The organism is Paenibacillus sp. J31R122, assembly GCF_056269185.1.
Map to the genome: position 1 here is coordinate 228,112 of NZ_JBWDNM010000012.1, position 20,680 is coordinate 248,791.

14 protein-coding genes and 1 pseudogene are annotated in these 20,680 nt (G+C 41.1%); 12 read left to right on the plus strand and 3 right to left on the minus strand.

All coding sequences use genetic code 11. The annotated features are described in order from the left end of the window. The first annotated feature begins 78 nt into the window (after positions 1-78). Both AC0YN7_RS20275 and AC0YN7_RS20280 read left to right on the plus strand, forming a co-directional pair. On the plus strand, positions 79-2,184 hold the full coding sequence (locus AC0YN7_RS20275) for a helix-turn-helix domain-containing protein (protein ID WP_475811842.1): 2,106 nt from the start codon (positions 79-81) through the stop codon (positions 2,182-2,184). Beyond that, positions 2,147-4,465, plus strand: coding sequence for a glycosyl hydrolase family 95 catalytic domain-containing protein (locus tag AC0YN7_RS20280; protein ID WP_475811843.1), 2,319 nt, complete (start codon positions 2,147-2,149; stop codon positions 4,463-4,465). Before AC0YN7_RS20275 ends, AC0YN7_RS20280 begins: the two co-directional genes overlap by 38 nt. Positions 4,466-4,503: 38 nt before the next feature. Here the strand turns inward: AC0YN7_RS20280 and AC0YN7_RS20285 are convergent, their stop codons facing one another. Next, positions 4,504-5,436 carry a helix-turn-helix domain-containing protein gene (locus tag AC0YN7_RS20285; RefSeq protein WP_475811844.1) on the minus strand — a complete coding sequence of 311 codons (933 nt, stop codon included), beginning with the start codon at positions 5,434-5,436 and terminating at the stop codon, positions 4,504-4,506. 167 nt (positions 5,437-5,603) lie between these two features. Between AC0YN7_RS20285 and AC0YN7_RS20290 the strand changes: the two genes are divergently transcribed. From AC0YN7_RS20290 to AC0YN7_RS20325, 8 genes are all read left to right on the plus strand, one after another. Next, entirely contained in the window at positions 5,604-5,942 is a 339-nt protein-coding gene (locus tag AC0YN7_RS20290; RefSeq protein ID WP_475811845.1) for a hypothetical protein, read from the plus strand. 74 nt (positions 5,943-6,016) lie between these two features. Continuing rightward, a complete protein-coding gene (locus AC0YN7_RS20295) occupies positions 6,017-6,325 on the plus strand; it encodes a hypothetical protein (protein WP_475811846.1) in 309 nt (102 codons plus the stop codon). Between the two features lie 27 nt (positions 6,326-6,352). Then, entirely contained in the window at positions 6,353-7,648 is a 1,296-nt protein-coding gene (locus AC0YN7_RS20300) for an alpha-L-fucosidase (RefSeq protein WP_475811847.1), read from the plus strand. Between the two features lie 33 nt (positions 7,649-7,681). Continuing rightward, positions 7,682-10,180: a glycosyl hydrolase family 95 catalytic domain-containing protein gene (locus AC0YN7_RS20305; protein WP_475811848.1), complete on the plus strand. Its 2,499-nt coding sequence runs from the start codon at positions 7,682-7,684 to the stop codon at positions 10,178-10,180. A gap of 41 nt (positions 10,181-10,221) precedes the next feature. Further along, complete coding sequence (locus tag AC0YN7_RS20310; protein WP_475811849.1) at positions 10,222-12,330, plus strand: alpha-galactosidase; 2,109 nt, start codon at positions 10,222-10,224, stop codon at positions 12,328-12,330. 5 nt (positions 12,331-12,335) lie between these two features. After that, positions 12,336-13,730: a hypothetical protein gene (locus AC0YN7_RS20315; RefSeq protein ID WP_475811850.1), complete on the plus strand. Its 1,395-nt coding sequence runs from the start codon at positions 12,336-12,338 to the stop codon at positions 13,728-13,730. Positions 13,731-14,053: 323 nt separating this feature from the next. After that, positions 14,054-14,602, plus strand: coding sequence for a GNAT family N-acetyltransferase (locus AC0YN7_RS20320; protein ID WP_475811851.1), 549 nt, complete (start codon positions 14,054-14,056; stop codon positions 14,600-14,602). A gap of 30 nt (positions 14,603-14,632) precedes the next feature. Next, positions 14,633-15,082 (plus strand): hypothetical protein, encoded by a 450-nt coding sequence (locus tag AC0YN7_RS20325; RefSeq protein ID WP_475811852.1) that lies wholly within the window; start codon positions 14,633-14,635, stop codon positions 15,080-15,082. Positions 15,083-15,151: 69 nt separating this feature from the next. On the opposite strand, the pseudogene AC0YN7_RS20330 reads toward AC0YN7_RS20325, so the two are convergent. Both AC0YN7_RS20330 and AC0YN7_RS20335 read right to left on the minus strand, forming a co-directional pair. After that, positions 15,152-15,232: pseudogene (locus tag AC0YN7_RS20330) on the minus strand (DsbA family protein); the annotation flags it as partial. Positions 15,233-15,265: 33 nt separating this feature from the next. After that, positions 15,266-16,156: a helix-turn-helix domain-containing protein gene (locus tag AC0YN7_RS20335; RefSeq protein ID WP_475811853.1), complete on the minus strand. Its 891-nt coding sequence runs from the start codon at positions 16,154-16,156 to the stop codon at positions 15,266-15,268. 102 nt (positions 16,157-16,258) lie between these two features. Here AC0YN7_RS20335 and AC0YN7_RS20340 point away from each other — a divergent pair, with 102 nt between their 5' ends. Both AC0YN7_RS20340 and AC0YN7_RS20345 read left to right on the plus strand, forming a co-directional pair. Further along, the gene (locus AC0YN7_RS20340; protein ID WP_475811854.1) at positions 16,259-19,594 is read left to right on the plus strand and encodes a tetratricopeptide repeat protein; all 3,336 of its coding nucleotides are present in this window, start codon (positions 16,259-16,261) and stop codon (positions 19,592-19,594) included. Beyond that, positions 19,591-20,535 carry an aldose epimerase family protein gene (locus AC0YN7_RS20345; RefSeq protein WP_475811855.1) on the plus strand — a complete coding sequence of 315 codons (945 nt, stop codon included), beginning with the start codon at positions 19,591-19,593 and terminating at the stop codon, positions 20,533-20,535. Before AC0YN7_RS20340 ends, AC0YN7_RS20345 begins: the two co-directional genes overlap by 4 nt. Positions 20,536-20,680 lie beyond the last annotated feature (145 nt).

Here is a 20,680-nt window from a genome sequence, read left to right on the forward strand (position 1 = left end):
TGTTCAGTGAATTGGAAACGCAGCAATGTTTAACAAATATTGCTGCGTTATTTCATTTGGATAATATTAGGGATGTGAATGATGGCCATATCGAATAATGTTAAGAAAAAAATGGTAATAATAAATTTTTTGTTGACTGTAATATTATTGGTAGTCATGATTGTGAATTTTTTATACTTATTTTTGAATGTAAGAAAAGACAATATTGAAAGTATGCAGAATACCTCCAATATCATAGCAAAAAGCTTTGAAGATGAATATTTTCGACTAAACCAGCTGATGACACTAAGCAAAAATGACAGGGACATTGTTTTGTGTTTATCGGGATTATCCCCTGATTCAACGTTTCTGGAAAGCTGCAGGCTCACAACGGAAAAACTGATGCTTATTAAGGCATCACTTTCTTATGCGCAAAATATTTATGCATATATTAATAGTAAGGACAAGATCTTGGTTTATAAAAGCGGACTAGTTGATGTGCAATATTTTTTAGACAACATGCCGCATTTTAAAGTTGATATGACTTCATTACCCAAAGAAAGTGGTATTTATGTAATCAACAATAACTTAGTATTTCTGTGTAATATAGAAAATTACGGGACCATATTCATCGAAATTAATAAAGAAAAGTTTATGTCCTTATTAAATATTGCAAGTCTGCCGGAGAATACAAAATATACGATTTATAATAAAGAAGGAGAGGTCTTTTTAACTAGCAACAATGCTTTAGAAATGAGTCACCATGATATTGAAACCATTAAAGCGAAAAAGAAAATGGAGATGGATGGACAAACCTATTACGTAACTTACAAGGAAATGTCAGCAATTGGATACAGTAGCTTAACGTTAAATTCAGTTAAATTAATTGAATCGAATTTGAAGTCTATTATTACACTTGGTGTTGTATCCGTTTTCATTTCTGTTTTTTTTAGTGTGATCATCATACTTTACAATAGAGGGGTTTATAAGCCTATAGATGAGATAATAAAACTGATTGGCGGAGGCAATACTCAGTTAAAAAATGATTTCGATATTATTTCCGACAAGATTCAAGAGTTAATAACGAAAGATAAGAAATATAACTCCATGGATGAATTGCAACCTTCGCTAGGGTTGGATATTTCGCTCTATTACCTTTTAAATAATATAGAAGGGATTCCGGATTTAGTTGGGCAAATAGGCGATATTTATAATGGATCCTCTATTTTACTGGTTGCTTGTCAAGATAAAAATGGCAATTCGGATACAACAATCAAGGAACAACTGCTACAAACGTTTCCCGATATCACTTGTACGAACAATGATAGATATTTGACTACATATATTGTTCCGAACAAATTCAAAATCGAGGAATATTTCAGTCAATTAGAAAAAATGATTGAAAATTTCCATGATAAAAAGGTGTTTGTTGTGATAAGTGACAGAATTGATGCAAGTCACAATATCAAAGATATATTTAATCTCACCCTAAGTCGTCTAAATGGCTCACCGATTGAAGCGAATAAACCGTTGACGATAATAAGAGAAAATAAAGCTTCGAACAACGTACACATATTAAAACTCGAGGTCCAACAAGAAATTGTGAACTGCACGATAAATGGCTCCATTCATACCATTAATAAGGTGTTCGAGGAGCTTTTGAATGGAAATAGCAGCTTGCAGGAATTTCGAAATAATTATGCATTATTGTCCACTTTGTTGGAATATGTAATTAATATAATGAAGATTGATATAAAGGATGAGTTACCGCATAAAGTAGATTTTAATACACTATACAACCCGAAATATATGTTTGATTGTTTACTTGGCAATTATGCTGCAGTCAATAAACTCTGTAATGAAAAAAAACGTCATGACCTAAAAAGCAGACTGATTGAGTACATTAATTCCAGGTATCATGAACAGTTAAGTTTAGATTCAATTGCGCAGGATTTCAAAATCAGTACAGTTTATCTGTCAAGTTATTTTTCAAAAGAGGTAGGCATTAATATTTCGAATTATATTGCGAATTTGCGTATTGAAAAAGCAAAGCAAATGTTGCTCAATGATAAAAACATTAAAATTTCAGATGTTTCAGAGCAGGTTGGCATATACAGTCAAGCTACTTTTATCCGTCAATTTAAAAAGAACACGGGGATAACGCCAAATGAATATCGAAAACATACTTGGATCGATGGAGCTTGATAGGGAATGGATGGAAGTTAGAGAGGTTTTAGATAAATACCTAGTCGAATACACAGAACTTCCTAAAATTAGTAACACAACTTCACTTACACCAGACGGTCCATTAATGGGAAATGGTACAGTTCTCGCCTTTTTAGGTGGAGATAAAAACAAGCAGCAACTATTTATTTCTCGCTCTGATGCTTGGGAGGATTCACCTGCCAGCGGTATTGATCATCACAATACTGCATTTGGTAGTATTATTTATGAAAGAATAGATGCCGGTGCAGGAAATAGTCCGTTTAGATATGAGCAGAGTCTGAAGGATGGAATTGTAAAGGCCGTTTCTGAAAAGGGGTTTGAAACTAAGACATGGCTATCGGTAACAGAAAATTTGATCGTAACTGAAATTACTAATACGACTAATGCAAGTATGAGAATTGGTGCTGGGGCAGTTGCTGCCGATAAATCATACAGCAACAGTTCATATAGCTCAGCAGTAAAGGAAGAAGTTAATCTTATCACGATAACCAAACACTTAGTATCGGATAAGTATAAGGATTTTGTTGATATTTCTTTGGCATTAAAAGTGATGGGAAAAGATGCGGAACTAAGTAAGGTCAATGATAAAACAAGCATGGCTACGTTTGATTTGGCTGCCGGTGAAACGGTAACTGTTATTTCTGCAATTGAAGGAGGTAAAAGCTCCGTTACTTCATTAAACGATGCCCAAGATCATGTATTATCTATTGATTCGGAGAAGAAATTGCAAATTATTAAAGAAAAGCATATGGAATGGTGGAAAGATTTTTGGTTGAAATCCTTTATTAAGCTAGATGATAAGTCTTCGCTGTTTGAAAGAGTTTATTACGGACAGTTATATATGATGGGAACTGCGTTGGAGGCTCAAAGCGATAATAATGGCGGAGTATTTGCAGGAAATCAATTTCCTTGGACGGGTAATGTAGACTCACGCTGGCAAGGTGATTATGCGATGAATGCTGATATGCAGCGTGCACCTAACGCAGCTGTTGTAGCAAATCGGCTTGGATATATCGATACTTACACAAAATTGATTGATGAATTTTGGGAAGCAGGTCGTGAGCTCGCATCTGATCGGAAAGAACTTAATTTGGTGATCAATAACAGCAGTTGGTATCCAAACTTCACAGAGGGGATACGAGGAGTATTGTTTCCAACCCATATTGCCCCTTGGGGACGTAGAACGGAACACTTCAATAGCAGTTCTGATTACTTTGCTTCCGTAGCAAATGCGGCATTAGGACTCGTTCCAATGGTGAGATATTGGGAATATACTGGCGATGATAACTATTTACAAGAGAACTTATACAATAAACTTGTTGATCTAACGGAATTTTTTGAAGATTACGCATTCCTAGATGAGACTACTGGGAAATATATGATTGGCGGGGCAAGTGTTGAAGCGCATCATCTTCAAAAAAATTCATTCCTTGATTTGGCATCTGCATATTTTGCATTCGAGAAAGCGATTAAAGCAAGTGAAGTGTTAGGAGTAGATGATGATAAGAGAGTAGAGTGGAAAAAGTTCCACGAGAAATTGTCTCCGCTTCCAACAGCAGTAATTCCAAAGGGACGAGCTGGTGCTGGAAAAATAACCTTCACGGCCGCGGATGGGCTCACACCCGATGGTATGCCTTTTCCTATCATTCATACAGGCTATTTGTATGATTTAGTAGGAATGGCAACGGATTCACAATTGTTAGAATATACGAAAAATTACGTTGATTATGTAATACCGTGGCAATTTGATAACGATAAGGAAGACCGCTCTGCTATGATCGCAACAAATGTTGGTTATGACATAAAAAAAATTACTGATTTTATGGAAAAAGGGATTATTGATCGGCCTGTAGGAGATTGGACTGGTATTCGCAACAATAATACTGTGGGCGGCAGCGTCCAGTCATCCTTGATTTATAATGTAGTGACACATTCACTATTGCAAAGCAATCAAGATTTTATCCATGTTTTTGCGAACTGGCATAAAGATCAAAAGGCTGAATTCACGCGTTTAAGAGCTAAAGGTGGATTTTTGGTAGATGCTAATCAAAATGAGTTTGGTCAAACGACAAATGTACGTATTTTGAGTGAAAAAGGAAAAAAATGCGCTGTTCTCAATCCATGGCAAGGTCAAGACATGGAGGTATATGAGGATGGAATACAGATTGAAGCAACGAAGAGTGTGAATTCTTTAGGTGAAGTATACACGTTTGCAACCAAAGAAAACGCTTCCTATGAATTGAAGCCTAAGATGGATTAATAGTTAATAGGCAACACATCTCTTCATGACCTATTATTTTATGACAGTATAGAGTTAAAGTACGCACTCTGGCTGCGTATGCGTTTCCGGTATTGATTGGGCGATTCGCTTAGGTGCTTAGAAAATTGCCTCGAAAAATAATGCACAGACGAAAAGCCGAGTTTATCAGCAATGAGTGTAACGGACTGGTTCGTCTCGCGGAGCTCGGTTTTTGCTTGTTCAAGTCGAAGGTTCATAAAGTACCGCTGGGGGCTGTCGTTGGTTTCTTTACGGAATAGCTCGTAAAGATACGCTTCACTTATCTTAAAGGTTTTCGCCCAAACAGCCAGCTTGAAATCTTCCGTCAGATTCGTTTGCATCCATTCCATGATCTTACGAATTCGAGGATCGCTCGTTTCAAAGGGATGAGCCGAGAAATGTACAAAATCTACCAAAAACGTTTCAAACAACGAGCGCAGCCGGATGGCCGTCGTAAAGTCTGAAGAGTCAAAATGCCGAATGACGGATAAATAGGCTTCAAGCCAATCGACATGAGAAGGAACAGTTGTTTTGACATTTGGTGGCCAATGGGCGGAGGGCTGCGAATGGGCAATAAAATCAACCCGATCTGCGCTCAGTGTAGCATCATATGCCTCCAGTCGGTGCTCGTTGAGATTTTCGTCTCCTTTCAATTTAGGAGATGTGTTCCAGAGCAAATCGACGTACACAGAAGCGTGGACCATTGGATCATCGCTGTCTGCAGCGTAACTATGCACAATGCCCGGCTCGATATAAAAAAAATCGTGCTGCTCCGCTCGATATTCCGTTTCGCCAATCGTTACGGTACCCTTACCGCTCTTGATATAAGTAAAAGTATGTGCATAAGGAAGTCGAGGAAATACTTTCTCTCTGGGTCGAAAGGGATACACATCTGCTCCTACTATGCGTGACCTGATGTCTTGAAAGGTTATTCTCTGAGTCTGATCAGCCATTTCTGTTAATTCCCCTCTCGCTATGTATCTTATTATCCTAGAATTATGCAAAAAGTATAGCATATACTAAAGCCAATTTCCCCGTATTTTTAGTAAGATGTATGACAAGGTCGGCTCTGCCTGGATGGTCTTGAAACATTTACTAGTCATATAGGGAGGATTGGGCAATGAAAGGCAACAAATTTGATGTGAAGCAAGCGGATTGGTCTGTAAGGCTGATGAGGGAACAAGAGGTTGCTCATGAACATGTTGAATTGCAAACACAATGGAACAATGATACCTGCGATTCGAAGCTGATCAATCATGGTGACATAGGATATAACATTAAAGAGATCGTTCTGTTTCAGAGAGATTTACCATTTGATGTGTGCACTCCGGTCTACGGTGAAGGGTATAGTAAGCTTTCGCAGTATGTCGGAACGATTGATAGTATTAGTAGCATTACTGGTTATAGTGATGGCGGTCATTACAAAATTCCACAAGCCGAAGGATTCAATACATATTGACGGATGATGAATATCTATTTCATGCGACCCATATTTATTGCTCCAGTGGAATGGTTCTGTCAGGAGATAACTTGATGGAGCAATCCGAGAATACAAAAGCAATACTGCGGAAACTACTCAAGCCTACAAATGTGCCGGCAAAATTTGATGATAGCAGCTTCAAAGTAGGTAGAATCAATTTAGGTAACAAGCAATTGATCGCTGTGTTTAATTATGAGGATGTATCTACTACCCTGGAAGTAACACTGCCTCACTCTTGTTTGATTCACGATTTCTGGACAGATGAGGAGCTCAGTTATCAATCTGAGCAAATAGCAGTTGAGCTTCGTCCACATCATGCGAGACTTTTCTTATGTACAACTAATGATATCCCGATGGATTAGTTTAAAAAGAAAATGGAGGGCAGTTATATGAATATAAATCCAATACCAACAAAACAGCAAGAGGAATGGGCAAATTGTGAATTAGGCGTGATCATTCATTACAATTTGGAAACCTTTCATCCAGATCTTCCAACGAATGAATGGAAAACTTCTCCGCATGTCATGACAGCAGAAACCTTTACCCCAAAAAAGGTCGATACGGATCAGTGGATGGAAGCAGCGAAAGCTATGGGTGCAAAGTATGCTGTTTTTGTTGCAAAGCATGTAACTGGTTTTTCTATGTGGCCAACAAAACAAAACAAATACTCAGTTGAGGGTTCCCCTTACTTAGATGGAAAAGCAGATATAGTAAAAGATTTTATTGATTCATGTAAAAAGTATGATATTAAACCCGGTCTCTATTATTCGACAGGCTGCAACGGCTACTACGGGATAAACGACGATGTGCTTAATGATAAGCAATCAGAGCAATACAAAGAGTATGTCAAAGTGGTAGATAAACAGTTGGAAGAACTTTGGGGGAATTATGGGGAACTGTTTGAAATATGGTTTGATGGCGGAGTCATACCACGCAGTCAAGGTGGTCCTAATGTTTTGGAATTAATTGAAAAATACCAGCCTGATGCAGTATGTTTCCAAGGCTTGCAGGAGCAAATACATAATTTAAGATGGGTAGGCAACGAGAGGGGAGAGGCACCAGTTAACTGCTGGTCAACCGACCATAGAAACAGCAATTCATTCGGTGGAACCGAAGAGGAACCAGAATTCGGCAAGGGGAACACCAAGGGCAAGTATTGGATACCTGCGGAATCTGATATGGGAAACAGGTCACAGCATGCAATGGGTGGCGGATGGGTCTGGAAAGAGGGAGAAGACCATTTCGTCTACTCACCAGAACACCTGCTTAACTGCTATTATAATAGCGTTGGACGAAATTCCAACTTGTTAATGGGAATGGCGATCCATCGTGACGGTTATTTTCCTGATGTGCAGCAATTTGAAGATTTCGGCGCACTTGTAAGGGAGATATATGCAAATCCTGTCAAGTCAACGAGAGGGATTGGAAACAATCATGAGATAGCGCTGACAGAACTAACCCATGTCAAAAACATATCCATTATGGAGGATATCCATTATGGTGAAAGAGTCCGTGACTTTTCAGTTACAGTTGAAACTGAAAATGGAACGGAGGAAATATTTAATGCGGAATGTATTGGGCATAAACGATTAATTAAACTGGATAAGAAAATCAAAAAGGTCAATCTTGTTATTAATAGCAGTGTGGATACTGTAATCATAAAGGATTTTACTTTATACGCATAGCGGATGACAGAATAGTGCAGGGGGAAATCTTAGATGTTGAATGTAGATTATGAAAGTCTGGTTTCGCGGGCGGATCTTTTTTTTGATAAACAAGTTGCAGCCAGCTATCTTGGAATGCCGATCGGCAACGGTCGTGTTGGTGGCTTAATATGGACAGAACCGACAAAGTTAAAAACACAATTGAATCGGGTTGATGTTTTCGGTCATAACGGAGCTTCATCTGCAACCAGCTTGATGGGCGACTACTACGGCGCGGTTGGAAATGTAAGCGTTGACTTCGGGGGAATTGTTTTCCCATCGGATAACGTACCTCAATCTCTTTCCCTATTCAATGCGATAGAAAGTATACAAGGCAGCAGCTTGACGGCCAGTGTGCTGGCATGGAGTGAGCAGGATGTGATCATCATTCATGTAAACGATACAAGAGCCGTTCCTGAAGTGATTCACATCGATTTGGCAATGACGCGATCTGGCCCATTGGAAACGAAAAACAACTATACAGCGGTATCGGCCTTCAGCCAAAGCAACAGTCGAATTATTTTAACGCAAACTTATGAGGAGTCTGCAGATACGGGCATTACGATTAATGATTTTTACAACAGGAGCGCGGTTGCTATTGATATTTCGGGCAGAGCGGCTACGGCCAGTCAACTGAACGAAACAACAATGAGACTTACCGTTCCAGCGGGAACCGGCAGCTTTACCATCTGCATCGGCAGCGCCGCAAGCATGACAAAAACAGAAAATGTTGCGGAAACAGCATTAGCGGCGGCAGAAGCCGCGATGAATGCAGGGTATGAAGAGATCTATCAGTCTCATACAGCTTGGTGGCACAATTACTGGTCCAAGTCATTCGTTTATTTCCCTGAGGTACAGGGACAAAGCTACGAAAAAGACTACGGTGCCCATTTTGTGAATTTCTACTATATCGCGGCTTCATGCTTCAGAGGGACATATCCGGCAAAATTCAATGGATTATTGTTTAATACGGACAACGGCTATGCTGCTTGGGGAACGGAGTATTGGTACTTTAACGATAACCGGGCCTACTACGCATTGGAAACGGGGAACCATCCGGAGCTGCTTGATCCGTTTGTGAATATGTTTTCCAGAAATTTGCCTAAATATAGGGAGGCTGCCCGGCAACAATGGGGAAGCCAAGGGATCTATTTCCCGGAGACGTCACCCTTTGACGGTCCGGAGGTATTGCCTGACAACATTGCGGCCTCGCTGCAAAACAGCTTGCTGAACGGTCTTGATCTCACACAAGAGGTAATAGACTTTAAGAATAATAGGATCGCTGGGGCAGATTCGCGGTGGACGATCGATGGATGCGGTGGACAAATGAAAGCAGGGTGGCATTCACACCTTCTATACGATGCCGCTGATGTCGCGAATATGTTCTGGGATCGGTATTTATATAAGCTGGATATCAATTATTTAAGAAATACCGCGTATCCAGTTATTAAGGGAGCCGCTGAGTTTTACCGTACTTTCCCTAATCTAAAGAAAGGACCGGACAATAAATATCACATTTACAAGACAGGGTTTGCGGAGACGATCTGGGGAGCGGATGATGTATTAAACGACTTGAACTATATGAGGGGCTTGTTTCCTACAGCGATCAAAGCCGCACAATTGCTGCAGCTGGATGCGGATTTGATTCCTCTTTGGCAAGACATAGTCGATCATTTGGCGCCGAATCCGCTCAGCAGCGACACCGATGCAGCTTTGCCAAGGACTAGAGACGACGGTAAGCCAACCTATGCGCTGGCGCGAAATCCGATGATCTTCTTATTGCAAGAAAAACCAACGGCTTGGGATGAGTATCAGGTGGAATTGATCTCTTTTGACCAAGTAAACCTGGAATCGAAGGCTAGTGGAGTTAATTTGGAAGCTTGGGATTTGAATATGAACACATTGGAAACGCAGGAAGCTTATCATCAATATCTAATTGGAGAAACTGCCGGTTTTATCGACAGATCGTGGTCGAGATTTATGACCGATTTGGCTCGTATGGGTCGCAGTGACATGGTGAAGTTGGGTCTCGCTTCGCATTTAAAACAATGGGAAGCGTTTATGGTCTCTAACCCTAACCGTCTGCCGTCTACCAATAATGGAACGCAAACGATGTCCATTCAGGAGGACGGCGTGTTCGTCGAAGGAATGCAGAACGCGTTGCTTCAATCGTTAGCCAAAGGACCGGGTGAGAACCCCGTCATCCATGTGTTTGGTGCATGGCCTAAGGATATTGACGCTGCATTCCAGCTGCGGGCTAAAAAAGGTTTTATCGTTACCTCTTCATTGAGATCGGAAAATATAGAATTTGTCGAGATTAATTCCAGTCTCGGAGAAATATGTGATGTAAATAATCCTTGGAGTGCGGAACAAAGCGTTGATTTGTATCGCAATGGCCTTAAAGCTGAAACGATCTCAGGCAGGCTCCTTAGTTTCCAAACCTCAGTCGAGGAAAAAGTGGTCATTGTGGGGTCAGGCACTACGCCAGAACAATATATGAGGACGATTTCTTGAACTAAACCAGAAAAACATAAGTGTATATCGGAGGGGTTTATATGATTAAGTATGATGACAAAAAAAAGGTTTGGGTTCTTGAAGGAGATCGCATTTCTTATGCTTTCGGATTAAGTGCAAAGGGGACGCTCAATCATATTTATTTTGGAGAAAAACTCCCACACCTTTCCGATTATCCGATTGCAGAGCCGATTACAGATTATCCCTTTTCTACGGGGAGTGAATTGAGTCAAGAGGAATATATGGGTTGGGGAAAAGCTAAATTTACAGAACCCAACTTAAAAGTGACGTTTCATGATCATGTACGAGATGTTGTTTTGGAATATGTGAATTACGAAATTATGGAAAATACACTTTTAATAGTAATGAAGGATGTGTACTATCCATTAGAGATCAAGCTATTTTATACAATCATTCCAGATTGTGACCTCATTGAAAGACGTTGCGAGATCTTTAATAAAGGTAACGATAATATGACGTTGGAGCAAGCACTTACAGGTTCAATCCATTTGCCAAGAGAGAAGGATTACAGATTCACTTATCTTACTGGAAGCTGGGCGGCGGAAACTCAACTTAATCAGGTGATGCTGCCAGATACGAAACAGGTTCTTGAAAGTAGAAGAGGCATAACCAGTCATAATGCAAATCCATTCTTTATGTTTGATCAAGACGGGAAAGCAGATGAAATCCAAGGTGAGGTATACTTTGGTGCGTTGGCATTTAGCGGGAACTGGAAAATTGTTGTTGAAAAAGATAAGTTTCATAATGTGAAAATTAGTGCGGGGATCAATGATTTCGATTTTGCCTGGAATCTCAAGCCGGGTAGTGTTTTTGAAACGCCTAAGTTTGTAGTCGGGTATGTGAGTCAAGGATTTGGAGCAGCCAGTCGAAACCTTCATAACTATCAACGCAACTATGTACTGCCAATCGAAAACAGAACAAAACTAAGAAAAGTGCTCTACAATTCATGGGAAGCAACGAGTTTTGATGTGAACGAACAACAACAAGCACAATTAGCTGGAGTTGCAGCATCGATCGGTGCAGAACTATTCGTGATGGATGATGGTTGGTTTGGCGCACGAAATTCAGATCAAGCTGGGCTGGGCGACTGGACTGTTAATCGAGAAAAATTTCCTAATGGACTTCAAGGATTGATTCAACAAGTAAATGATTTAGGGATGGAATTTGGTCTTTGGCTGGAGCCTGAAATGGTAAATCCTGATAGCGATCTTTATCGTGCACATCCTGATTGGGTGTATCATTTTGAAACAAGAGAGCGCACGTTGTCTCGAAATCAGCTTATCTTAAATCTCGCTAGAAGTGACGTGAGACAATATCTATTCGAAAGCATCGATCGACTTCTAACGCACAATCCTATTATGTTCATCAAGTGGGATATGAATCGAAACATGAGTGAGCCTGGATTTCCATCAGCACCTACGGAAGAACAAAAGGAAATTTGGGTAAGGCATGCTTGGGGAGTATATGAAATTGTTAGTAGGCTTAAAGAAAAACATCCGAATGTAATCTTTCAATCCTGCGCAGGGGGAGGGGGAAGAGTTGATTTAGGCATTTTACAGTATTTTGACCAAGTGTGGACGAGTGACAATACCGATGCGTTTGACCGATTAAAGATTCAAGAAGGGTTCTCTTATGCATACTGTGCCAAGATCATGGAATCATGGGTTACCGCTGAAGTGAATTGGGTAAACGGTAGAAAGCTTCCTCTGGCGTATCGTTTTCACAGTGCCATGATGGGGAATTTGGGGATTGGCGAGAATTTATTAAAATGGAATGACGAAGAAAAGGCAGAAGCCAAGGAACTCATTCTTTTGTATAAAGAAATAAGATCAGTGGTCCAGCATGGAAACCAATATAGACTCAAATCAGTGCGTGATAGTCATGTAGCATCGGTTATGTATGTTAGTAATGACCAGAAAGAAGCCGTTGTATTTGCTTTTTTACAATCTAATAATTTTGCAAATCATCTCCCTAAGATTCGTTTGCAAGGACTGAATGAAGAGGCTTTATATACCGTGGAAGGCTTGGATCACCCGCTTAGTGGAAAAGCTTTAATGAAAATGGGTATAAAGATCGATCTCAGAGGGGATTTTCAAAGTAAAGTCATTCGAATTTATAGAGTGGAGTGATGGTGATGAATTCTAGTATTGCGGGGAGCAACAGTGCTTCATTTGCATTGATTGCGACAATTGAAAACCTTTCTCCGAAACTCGGTACAGAACCGCATGTAAAAGGCATATTGAAAGTAAGGTATACTTTTACAGATGCTGATCATGATGCAAAGGGAGAAACAAAATATCAGTGGTATATTTCCGACACAGTCGACGGAGAATACTCGAAGCTGCAAGGGATTAATACGCAGACTATTATTTTGTTGGATAAATATGTTGGGAAATACTTAAAGTGCGATGTGAGAACTGTTGATATTCATAGTAATATGGGAGCGATTCTAGCTATAAGCGATGCGGCTGGACCGGTGCTTGCAACAGAGGGGAATCCGCTTACCGATTGGTTCCTTGAGGCACAATACGGCGTTTCACATCATCTTCTATCCGAATTTGTAAATCAGGATTTCGTTTCTACTGAGCCAGGTGAAAAATGGGATATGAATCATCAGACCTGGAATGAGTTTATAGGGGAATTTGACGCGGAAAAATATGCAGAGCAAATCAGTCAAACCGGGGTAAAATATATTATTGTAACTTTGGGTCAAAACGCTGCGGAATACAGTGCGCCAAACGAAGTTTACGATCAATATTTGCGTGAAGCAGGCCTTTTAGGAGAGGAAGAAGCAAATCCCAAAACGGTTTCGGTGGAAAATGATCTGCCTATGAAGATCGCGGACGCAGTAGCGCCCTATGGTATCAAGGTAATGCTTTATCTGCCTTCCAATCCTCCACACAGCGCTCACTGGAATTCCGAAGATTATCGTGTGACGGAGGTTGCTCTTAAGGGAATACGCGGCTCCAATGGTCCCGTCAGTCAGGCAGCGAAAAAAATCCATTGTGAAATGGTTGAATGGTGGTCAGAACATTACGGGGATAAAATCGCTGGATGGTGGTTTGACGGAATGTATGCGGGTGGCGCACTGGAAAGCCAAAATGATATGTCACTGGAATATAATATTTCAACCTTAGCCAATGCCGCCAAATCTGGAAATCCCTATAGTATCATAACGACTAATCAAGGAACAGATCCATCTATCGCATTTGCTAAAACCACGGAGTACCATGATTATACGGCCGGAGAAATTAATAATTTCGATACTTTTCCGCATGATGGTCGTTGGGCAAAAGACACTACTGACGTTCAAAACTTCTTGTTTGGGCCTATTGGAACAGGCGGTTGGGGTTGGGGTGCCGCTGGCATTTCGAAAACAATAGAGTATGTCGAAAAACAAGTGAGAACAGCGAGTGAAAAATCTTATGTAATTGGTTTTGACACTAAGGTAAATCATTTTGGTGTGATTGACCCGGAACAGTTGGCACAGCTGAAAGAGTTAAAGGATAGGCTGGTAATACTGAAATAACCTGAATAGCAATTGTGAATCTAGGGATATTAAGCTATACTAGCACTAATTAAACGGGTTAATCAAAGTGAAGCACACTAATCAAGCGTAATTGCGCTTGGGGTACCAGTCGAAGAGATTCGGAAGCTAATGCGAAGAAATTGAATAATGATGTTATTGATAAAGCACAAACACTTAATGATTTCCCGCACCGAGGACGTGTAGTTCCAGAAATGGACGATCCCGAGATGCGGGAATTTTTTTTCATAGGTATATCAGGTGATTCTTCAGTTATGTGAATTTCCCGCAAATACATAAATACAAAAGATTAGGAGAGCAACATTATGATTATTTTTCAGAATAATGAAATATGTCTTAGAAGTCTTGAACCTAAAGATGCTGATTTGCTTGTGAAGTGGCTATCAAATCCAAATGTACTGGAATACTATGGAGGTCGTGATAGACCACACGATATGGAATTAGTGCTGAAACATTTTTTTGAGGATCGGGATGGAATAACTCAATGTATCATTCAGTATAAAACAAGGGACATTGGTTATATTCAATTCTACCTTATTGATGATGAAGAAATTGAACAGTATGACTTCAAAGAATACATAGGGAAGATATATGGCATGGATCAGTTTATTGGAGAAATTGAATACTGGAACCAAGGAATTGGATCTCAACTAATCAATGAAACTGTTAAATATCTTGTAGAAAGTAAAGAGGCTAATAAAATTGTAATGGATCCGCAAGCTTGGAATGAAAGAGCGCTTAGGGCATATGAGAAAAATGGATTTATAAAAAAGAAATATCTTGAAAAGCACGAATGGCATGAAGGGGAATTCAGGGATTGCTGGCTTATTGAATTTGAAGTAAAGAAGGAATGATTTTTTAGGAAATTAAATTAAGGAGATAACATGAAACCTAGAAAAGCTATTATTATTTTTATTCTAATCATTATTTTTATCACAGGGTGTGGAGCAAAAGAAATAATAGGAGTAAATTATGAAATACAAAAAATACCTAATGAAGAGTTTAGAATCACTGTTAACAATTACTTTCAAAACTTTAATGATATTAATAAATGGAAGGATTATTCAACAGAATCATTTGTAAGAAAAGCTTATTCATGGTGTACAGGAGACTATACGGATGAAGTAACAATAGATGAGATGGTAGAAATTTATTATGAAATAAATAAAGAATCCTTGAAATTAAAATCAATAGTCATAACTAATATTGAAGTAAGTGATAACGATGATGTACTCATAGAAGTAACCAGAACGTGGGAGAATGACGAAAAAGATGAATCTGTGTACACATTGGTAATAGAGAATGGGGAATGGAAATTTGATAATAAAATGTGAAGCACAAACTGGATCTGCTTCGACAGAAGCAGGGTTCAGCACGGTTAATGGCTACGATTCGCCCCATGTTTTCTCAAGTGCGGCTTCGAAACGCCGTTTACCAATATAACAGAATGGACAAGCAATGTCTGACCACACTTCCACTTGCATTTGAAACCCTCCTTCGTTATGCGATATAACTTTCTATCCCTTCGGGACGTTCCGATAGGCGGTTGGGGCGGAGCCCGTCATTTTTTTAAATAGCCTTGAGAAATAATAAGGATCGTTTATACCGATGTTTGCAGCGATTTCTTTGATGGACAGACCCGTTAAGCTGAGCATTTGGGTTGCCTTTTGGATTTTCATCCGGAGAAAGTATTCGATTGGCGGGAATCCCGTTTGTTCATTAAACATTAAAATCAAATGCTGTTTAGACAAGCCGGTATGCTTGGCCAAATCAGAGAGCTTTATGGAATCATCCAAATGTTCATTCATGTATCGGATGGCGAGTTCCAGATATTGCTCTCTTTTTTTGTCTTTGGCTGTTCCTCCCGCGCTAATACCTATGCCGCTGATCAGTTGGCGCATAGACTGGGATACGTGTGTATGGATGGGAAGCGAGTAGGTTTTATCCGATAGCAACACAAAGCACTTATCAAATACATCCCTGAACTCGGTTAGTGTGCCGAGCGGTAGATGAACGGGACCGGCATCCATCCCGTACATGCGAATGAAGGTGGTTACGTGGTCTCCCAGAAGATGAAACCAGTAAATACTCCATGGGGCATCGGTGGAAGCGCCATATCGATGTGGCGTGTTAGCAGGAATGACAGCTAGTTGATTTTGGGTCAGAGGGAACGCTTTCTGTTTATCCAATTCAATCCAACCTTCTCCATCCGAACATAAGATAAGTATATAGGAAGGGCTTCCCTCGGGGCGTTCCCGATAATGATAACGAGCATTTGGGAAAAATCCGATATCACTTACGAATAAATCTCGCGTCAGTTCTGAGCGGGATAGTTCTGTCTGCATATATTCGGGAAGGACGAACAATTTTTGTTCATCAAAGCCTTCGGAAATTCCAGCATCATTCATTCCTATTCCTCCTACGTAAATAAGAATATAATCCATCATATTAAGCATATTGTCAATTGGCGATTACCCTCTTACAGGTTAAAGTAAACAAGAAAGGGAGTGATGAGGTTGAGTGAGAAAGTTCGCGTTTGGGAAGAAGAGAAGTTAATCCCCACCTATGGTATTGGAGAGCCGGAACGCAATCCCATGTTCTTAGAAAAACGTGTTTATCAAGGAAGCACTGGTAAGGTATACCCTCATCCGGTTATTGATAAAATTGAAGATGAGAAAACAGAGCAAGCTTATCGTCTCGTGATACTAGAAAACGAATATGTTCGAATTGAGATCATGCCAGAGCTTGGCGGGCGGATTTATCGTGCATTAGACAAAACGAATAATTATGATTTCGTCTATTATAATCGTGTTATTAAACCTGCACTGGTTGGCCTAGCCGGTCCCTGGATTTCAGGCGGCATCGAGTTCAACTGGCCTCAGCATCATCGTCCAAATACATATGGACCTGTTGAATACAAACTAACCGACAATGAAGATGGAAGCGCTACAGTCTGGGTGAGTGAGATCGACCGCATGTATGGAACGAAAGTGACTGCAGGCTTCACGTTATATCCGGGCAAAGCTTATTTAGAAATTTCTGCACAGCTATATAATCGAACACCGGAGCCACAGACTTTCCTATGGTGGGCAAACCCCGCAGTGGCAGTTAACGACGATACGCAATCCGTATTTCCACCAGACGTGACGGCAGTCTTTGACCACGGAAAACGCGACGTCTCCAAGTTCCCAATTGCAACAGGCACTTATTACAAAATGGATTATTCCGCCGGAGTGGATATTTCACGTTACAAAAACATTCCGGTACCTACTTCCTATATGGCCTATAAATCGGACTATAATTTCGTCGGCGGTTATGATCATGGTGTTCAAGCAGGTTTGCTTCACGTAGCTAATCATCATATTTCGCCAGGTAAGAAGCAATGGACATGGGGGAATGATGAATTCGGGCAAGCATGGGATCGCAACTTGACCGATGAGGACGGACCTTATATAGAATTGATGACCGGCGTATACACCGATAATCAACCAGACTTTACATGGCTGCAGCCTTATGAAGAAAAATCGTTCAAACAATATTTCATGCCTTACAAAAATATTGGTGTTGTCAAAAATGCTTCTATTGATGCTGCTGTTAACTTAGAAGTGAATGCGAATACTCGTGACGCTGTCGTGTTAGCTTATGCAACCTCCTTATTCGTAGATGCAACAGTAGAATTAAAAGGGAGCCATCGTATTTATTTAAAGGAAACGGTGGAGCTATCTCCGACGCAAACGTTCAAATCGGTCATTACACTTGATGAGAATGATCAACCGCATGACCTGAAGCTGTCTGTAAGGGATGCACAAGGCAACTTACTCATAAGCTATCAACCTGCTAAACCGTCGATCGAGCAGGTACCGGATGCAGCTAAACCGCTGCAGGAGCCAGCGGAGCTCCAAACGAATGAGCAGCTTTATTTGGCTGGGTTGCATTTGGAACAGTACCGCCATGCTACGTTTGAGCCCGAGGATTACTATCTCGAAGGATTGAAGCGGGATCCGCGCGATAGTCGCATTAATGTGGCTTATGGTACACTCTTGCTGCGCAGAGGACTGTTTACAGAGGCGGAAAGTCATTTCCGTACAGCAGTAAATGCGCTCACCTGGCGGAACCCGAACCCTTATGACAGCGAAGCTCTCTATCAATTAGGTGTTACACTTAAACAGCAAGGACGTTTAGAAGAGTCTTTTGCTGCGCTATATAAATCGACTTGGTCCGCTGCGTGGCAGGATGCCGGGTACTTCTCGCTTGCACAAATCGCTTGTGAAAAGGGTGCATATGCAGAAGCGCTAGATTTAGTTGATCGTTCTCTAGTACGCAATTCGCGAAATTACAAAGCGCGTCATCTGAAAGCTGCGCTTCTTCGTAGGCTGGGTCAGATTCATGAAGCGTTATCCTATGTGCAGGAGACGCTCGCGCTTGATATTGCTGACTTTGGCTCAGCCAATGAACGGTACCTTTCGCTTTCCGCCCAAGGGGATCAAGAGCTAGCCGGCGAAGTGAAAGCCGAGCTAGTGAGACTGATGCGAGGGGATGCGCACAATTATATGAATCTGGCATCCGACTATTCCAACTGTGGCTTGTTCGAGGAAGCGATTGAAGTGGTTCATCGAATCGTGCAAGACAGCCAAACAGAAGCGTACCCGATGCTTTATTACACGCTTGGCTATTTATATGAAAAAGCAGGGGATTCAGAATCGGCACAGCTCTTCAGAAAAGCTGGAAATGCAGCTGCAGCGGATTACTGTTTTCCGAATAGTTTATTTGATTTACAAGTGTTGACGAGTGTGATTGAAGCCGATTCAAGGGATGACAAGGCTCATTATTACTTGGGTAATTGGTATTATGATAAAAAAAGACATAAGGATGCAATCACCCATTGGGAAGTCTCTCGTTCCATTCGCGACGATTTCCCAACCGTTCACCGCAATCTCTCACTTGCTTACTACAACAAACTTGGAGATGCAGCAAACGCTCTTATTGCGATGGAAAAGGCTTTTGCTTGTAAGACTGATGATGCACGTGTATTCTACGAGCTTGACCAACTGTATAAAAAGCTTGGTTATGCGCCAGACATTCGCTGTGGAAAGCTGGAGAATCATCTAGATTTGGTTAACAAACGTGACGATCTCTATGTAGAGTATATTACACTGCTGAATGCGCAAGGCTACCACGATCAAGCAGTCCAAGCGATGCGTGTACGCAAATTCCACCCATGGGAGGGTGGTGAGGGTAAAGTAACTGGTCAGCATGTATTGGCTCATATCGAATTGGCTAAGCGAGCTTTGGACGAAGAGCGATTTGCTGAGGCAGTTGTTTTATTACAGCAAGCACTGATCTATCCGGACAATTTAGGAGAAGGTAAGCTGTCGGGGGCGCAAGAGAATAATGTTTATTATTATCTTGGATTGGCGCACGAAGGGTTAAAAGAGTTCAATCAGGCGCAGCAATGTTTCATTAAGGCTTCTCAAGGATTGGAAGAACCAGCCAGCGCGCTTTACTACAACGATCAACCGCCGGATATGATTTTCTATCAGGGAATGGCTTGGCTTGCACTTGGCAATGAGAAAGAAGCTAAACGGCGTTTCTATAAGTTGATTGATTACGCAGAAAAGCACCTTTTCGATGAAGTGAAGTTTGATTATTTTGCTGTTTCCTTACCGGACTTCCTCGTGTTCGAGGACGACCTAAACGTTCGGAATGAAGTTCATTGCCGGTACATGATGGGACTCGGTCATCTAGGTCTTGGTCATTCTAAATTAGCGAGAGAGCAGTTTGAAAATGCTCTTCGTTTGGAGGCTAATCATTCTGGCGCCCACATCCATCTGGCGATGTGCCTATGAATAACGAGAGTCCGACAAACATAACAGCGAGCACGTATAAAGGCTTCTTTTCCATCCAAATTGAAAGTAGTAGTATCCGCATAGAAATCGTTCCAGAGCTTGGAGGGAAGCTGGTTTCTATTGAATACAAACCTACGGGTAAGGAATGGCTGATAGACTCGGGCAATCGCTCTTTGCAGCAGCCGAAATATGGCACGACGTTCACTGATTGGGATATGAGCGGTTGGGATGAATGTTTTCCTACTATAAATGCTTGTTCATCGGTAATAGAGGGGGACATTAAACTCCCGGATCATGGTGAGTTGTGGTCCATTCCTTGGGAGTATTCGATCGAAGAGAACGCAGTTGTTTGCTCTGTCCAGAGTCCACAGCTTCCCTATCGGTTCACGAGACGAATCTCATTTCCTTCTGTGGATCGGATCAAGCTGGAATACTGCGCTCACAATACCGGCGATCACCACTTGCCGATTTTGTGGGTACCCCACCCACAGTTTGTTATCACGGAAGCAACGCGTATTCTTCTCCCGGAGTCTATGGAGGAAATGCTGTGTGTATACAACGGTCATAGTCTGAAAACTGGAGAATCGTATGCTTGGGAAGACGTATCGCTAATTACGCCGGAGCTTACCGGAGATGCGAGAAAGTTTTATTACGATGGCCAGGTGCCAGCAGGATGGTCAGGATTATACGGCGAAGAGAGCGGCAATTTTTTGATTCTTTCGGTGCCGCAGGACAAGGTTCCATACTTAGGCATTTGGATGGACGAAGGAATGTTCAATGATCGAGTGACCTGTGCTTTGGAGCCAAGCATTGGCTATTACGATTCACTTGAAATGGCAATCGGTAATGGGACTGCTCAAGTGATCCCGGCAAATGCTTCCTTTGAATGGAAGTTAGAGATTGCCCTAGGTGAAGGGGATTGGCGGCATGGCATAAAATGAATTGAATTATCGAAAAGATCTTCCTAATCTGATTGAGGCCACTGAAAAACTTACGTTTTTAATTTGTTAAAGATTTGTTTTAAATCAAAAAGGCGATATTTCGTTCACATTGGAACGGAATATCGCCTTTCTTTTTATTCTTTTA

Bases quoted from the DNA above. Each gene is read 5' to 3' on its own strand.
- AC0YN7_RS20275 (WP_475811842.1), top strand. From the start codon at position 79: ATGATGGCCATATCGAATAATGTTAAGAAAAAAATGGTAATAATAAAT.
- AC0YN7_RS20280 (WP_475811843.1), top strand. From the start codon at position 2,147: ATGAATATCGAAAACATACTTGGATCGATGGAGCTTGATAGGGAATGG.
- AC0YN7_RS20285 (WP_475811844.1), bottom strand. From the start codon at position 5,436: ATGGCTGATCAGACTCAGAGAATAACCTTTCAAGACATCAGGTCACGC.
- AC0YN7_RS20290 (WP_475811845.1), top strand. From the start codon at position 5,604: ATGAAAGGCAACAAATTTGATGTGAAGCAAGCGGATTGGTCTGTAAGG.
- AC0YN7_RS20295 (WP_475811846.1), top strand. From the start codon at position 6,017: ATGGAGCAATCCGAGAATACAAAAGCAATACTGCGGAAACTACTCAAG.
- AC0YN7_RS20300 (WP_475811847.1), top strand. From the start codon at position 6,353: ATGAATATAAATCCAATACCAACAAAACAGCAAGAGGAATGGGCAAAT.
- AC0YN7_RS20305 (WP_475811848.1), top strand. From the start codon at position 7,682: ATGTTGAATGTAGATTATGAAAGTCTGGTTTCGCGGGCGGATCTTTTT.
- AC0YN7_RS20310 (WP_475811849.1), top strand. From the start codon at position 10,222: ATGATTAAGTATGATGACAAAAAAAAGGTTTGGGTTCTTGAAGGAGAT.
- AC0YN7_RS20315 (WP_475811850.1), top strand. From the start codon at position 12,336: ATGAATTCTAGTATTGCGGGGAGCAACAGTGCTTCATTTGCATTGATT.
- AC0YN7_RS20320 (WP_475811851.1), top strand. From the start codon at position 14,054: ATGATTATTTTTCAGAATAATGAAATATGTCTTAGAAGTCTTGAACCT.
- AC0YN7_RS20325 (WP_475811852.1), top strand. From the start codon at position 14,633: ATGAAACCTAGAAAAGCTATTATTATTTTTATTCTAATCATTATTTTT.
- AC0YN7_RS20335 (WP_475811853.1), bottom strand. From the start codon at position 16,156: ATGAATGATGCTGGAATTTCCGAAGGCTTTGATGAACAAAAATTGTTC.
- AC0YN7_RS20340 (WP_475811854.1), top strand. From the start codon at position 16,259: ATGAGGTTGAGTGAGAAAGTTCGCGTTTGGGAAGAAGAGAAGTTAATC.
- AC0YN7_RS20345 (WP_475811855.1), top strand. From the start codon at position 19,591: ATGAATAACGAGAGTCCGACAAACATAACAGCGAGCACGTATAAAGGC.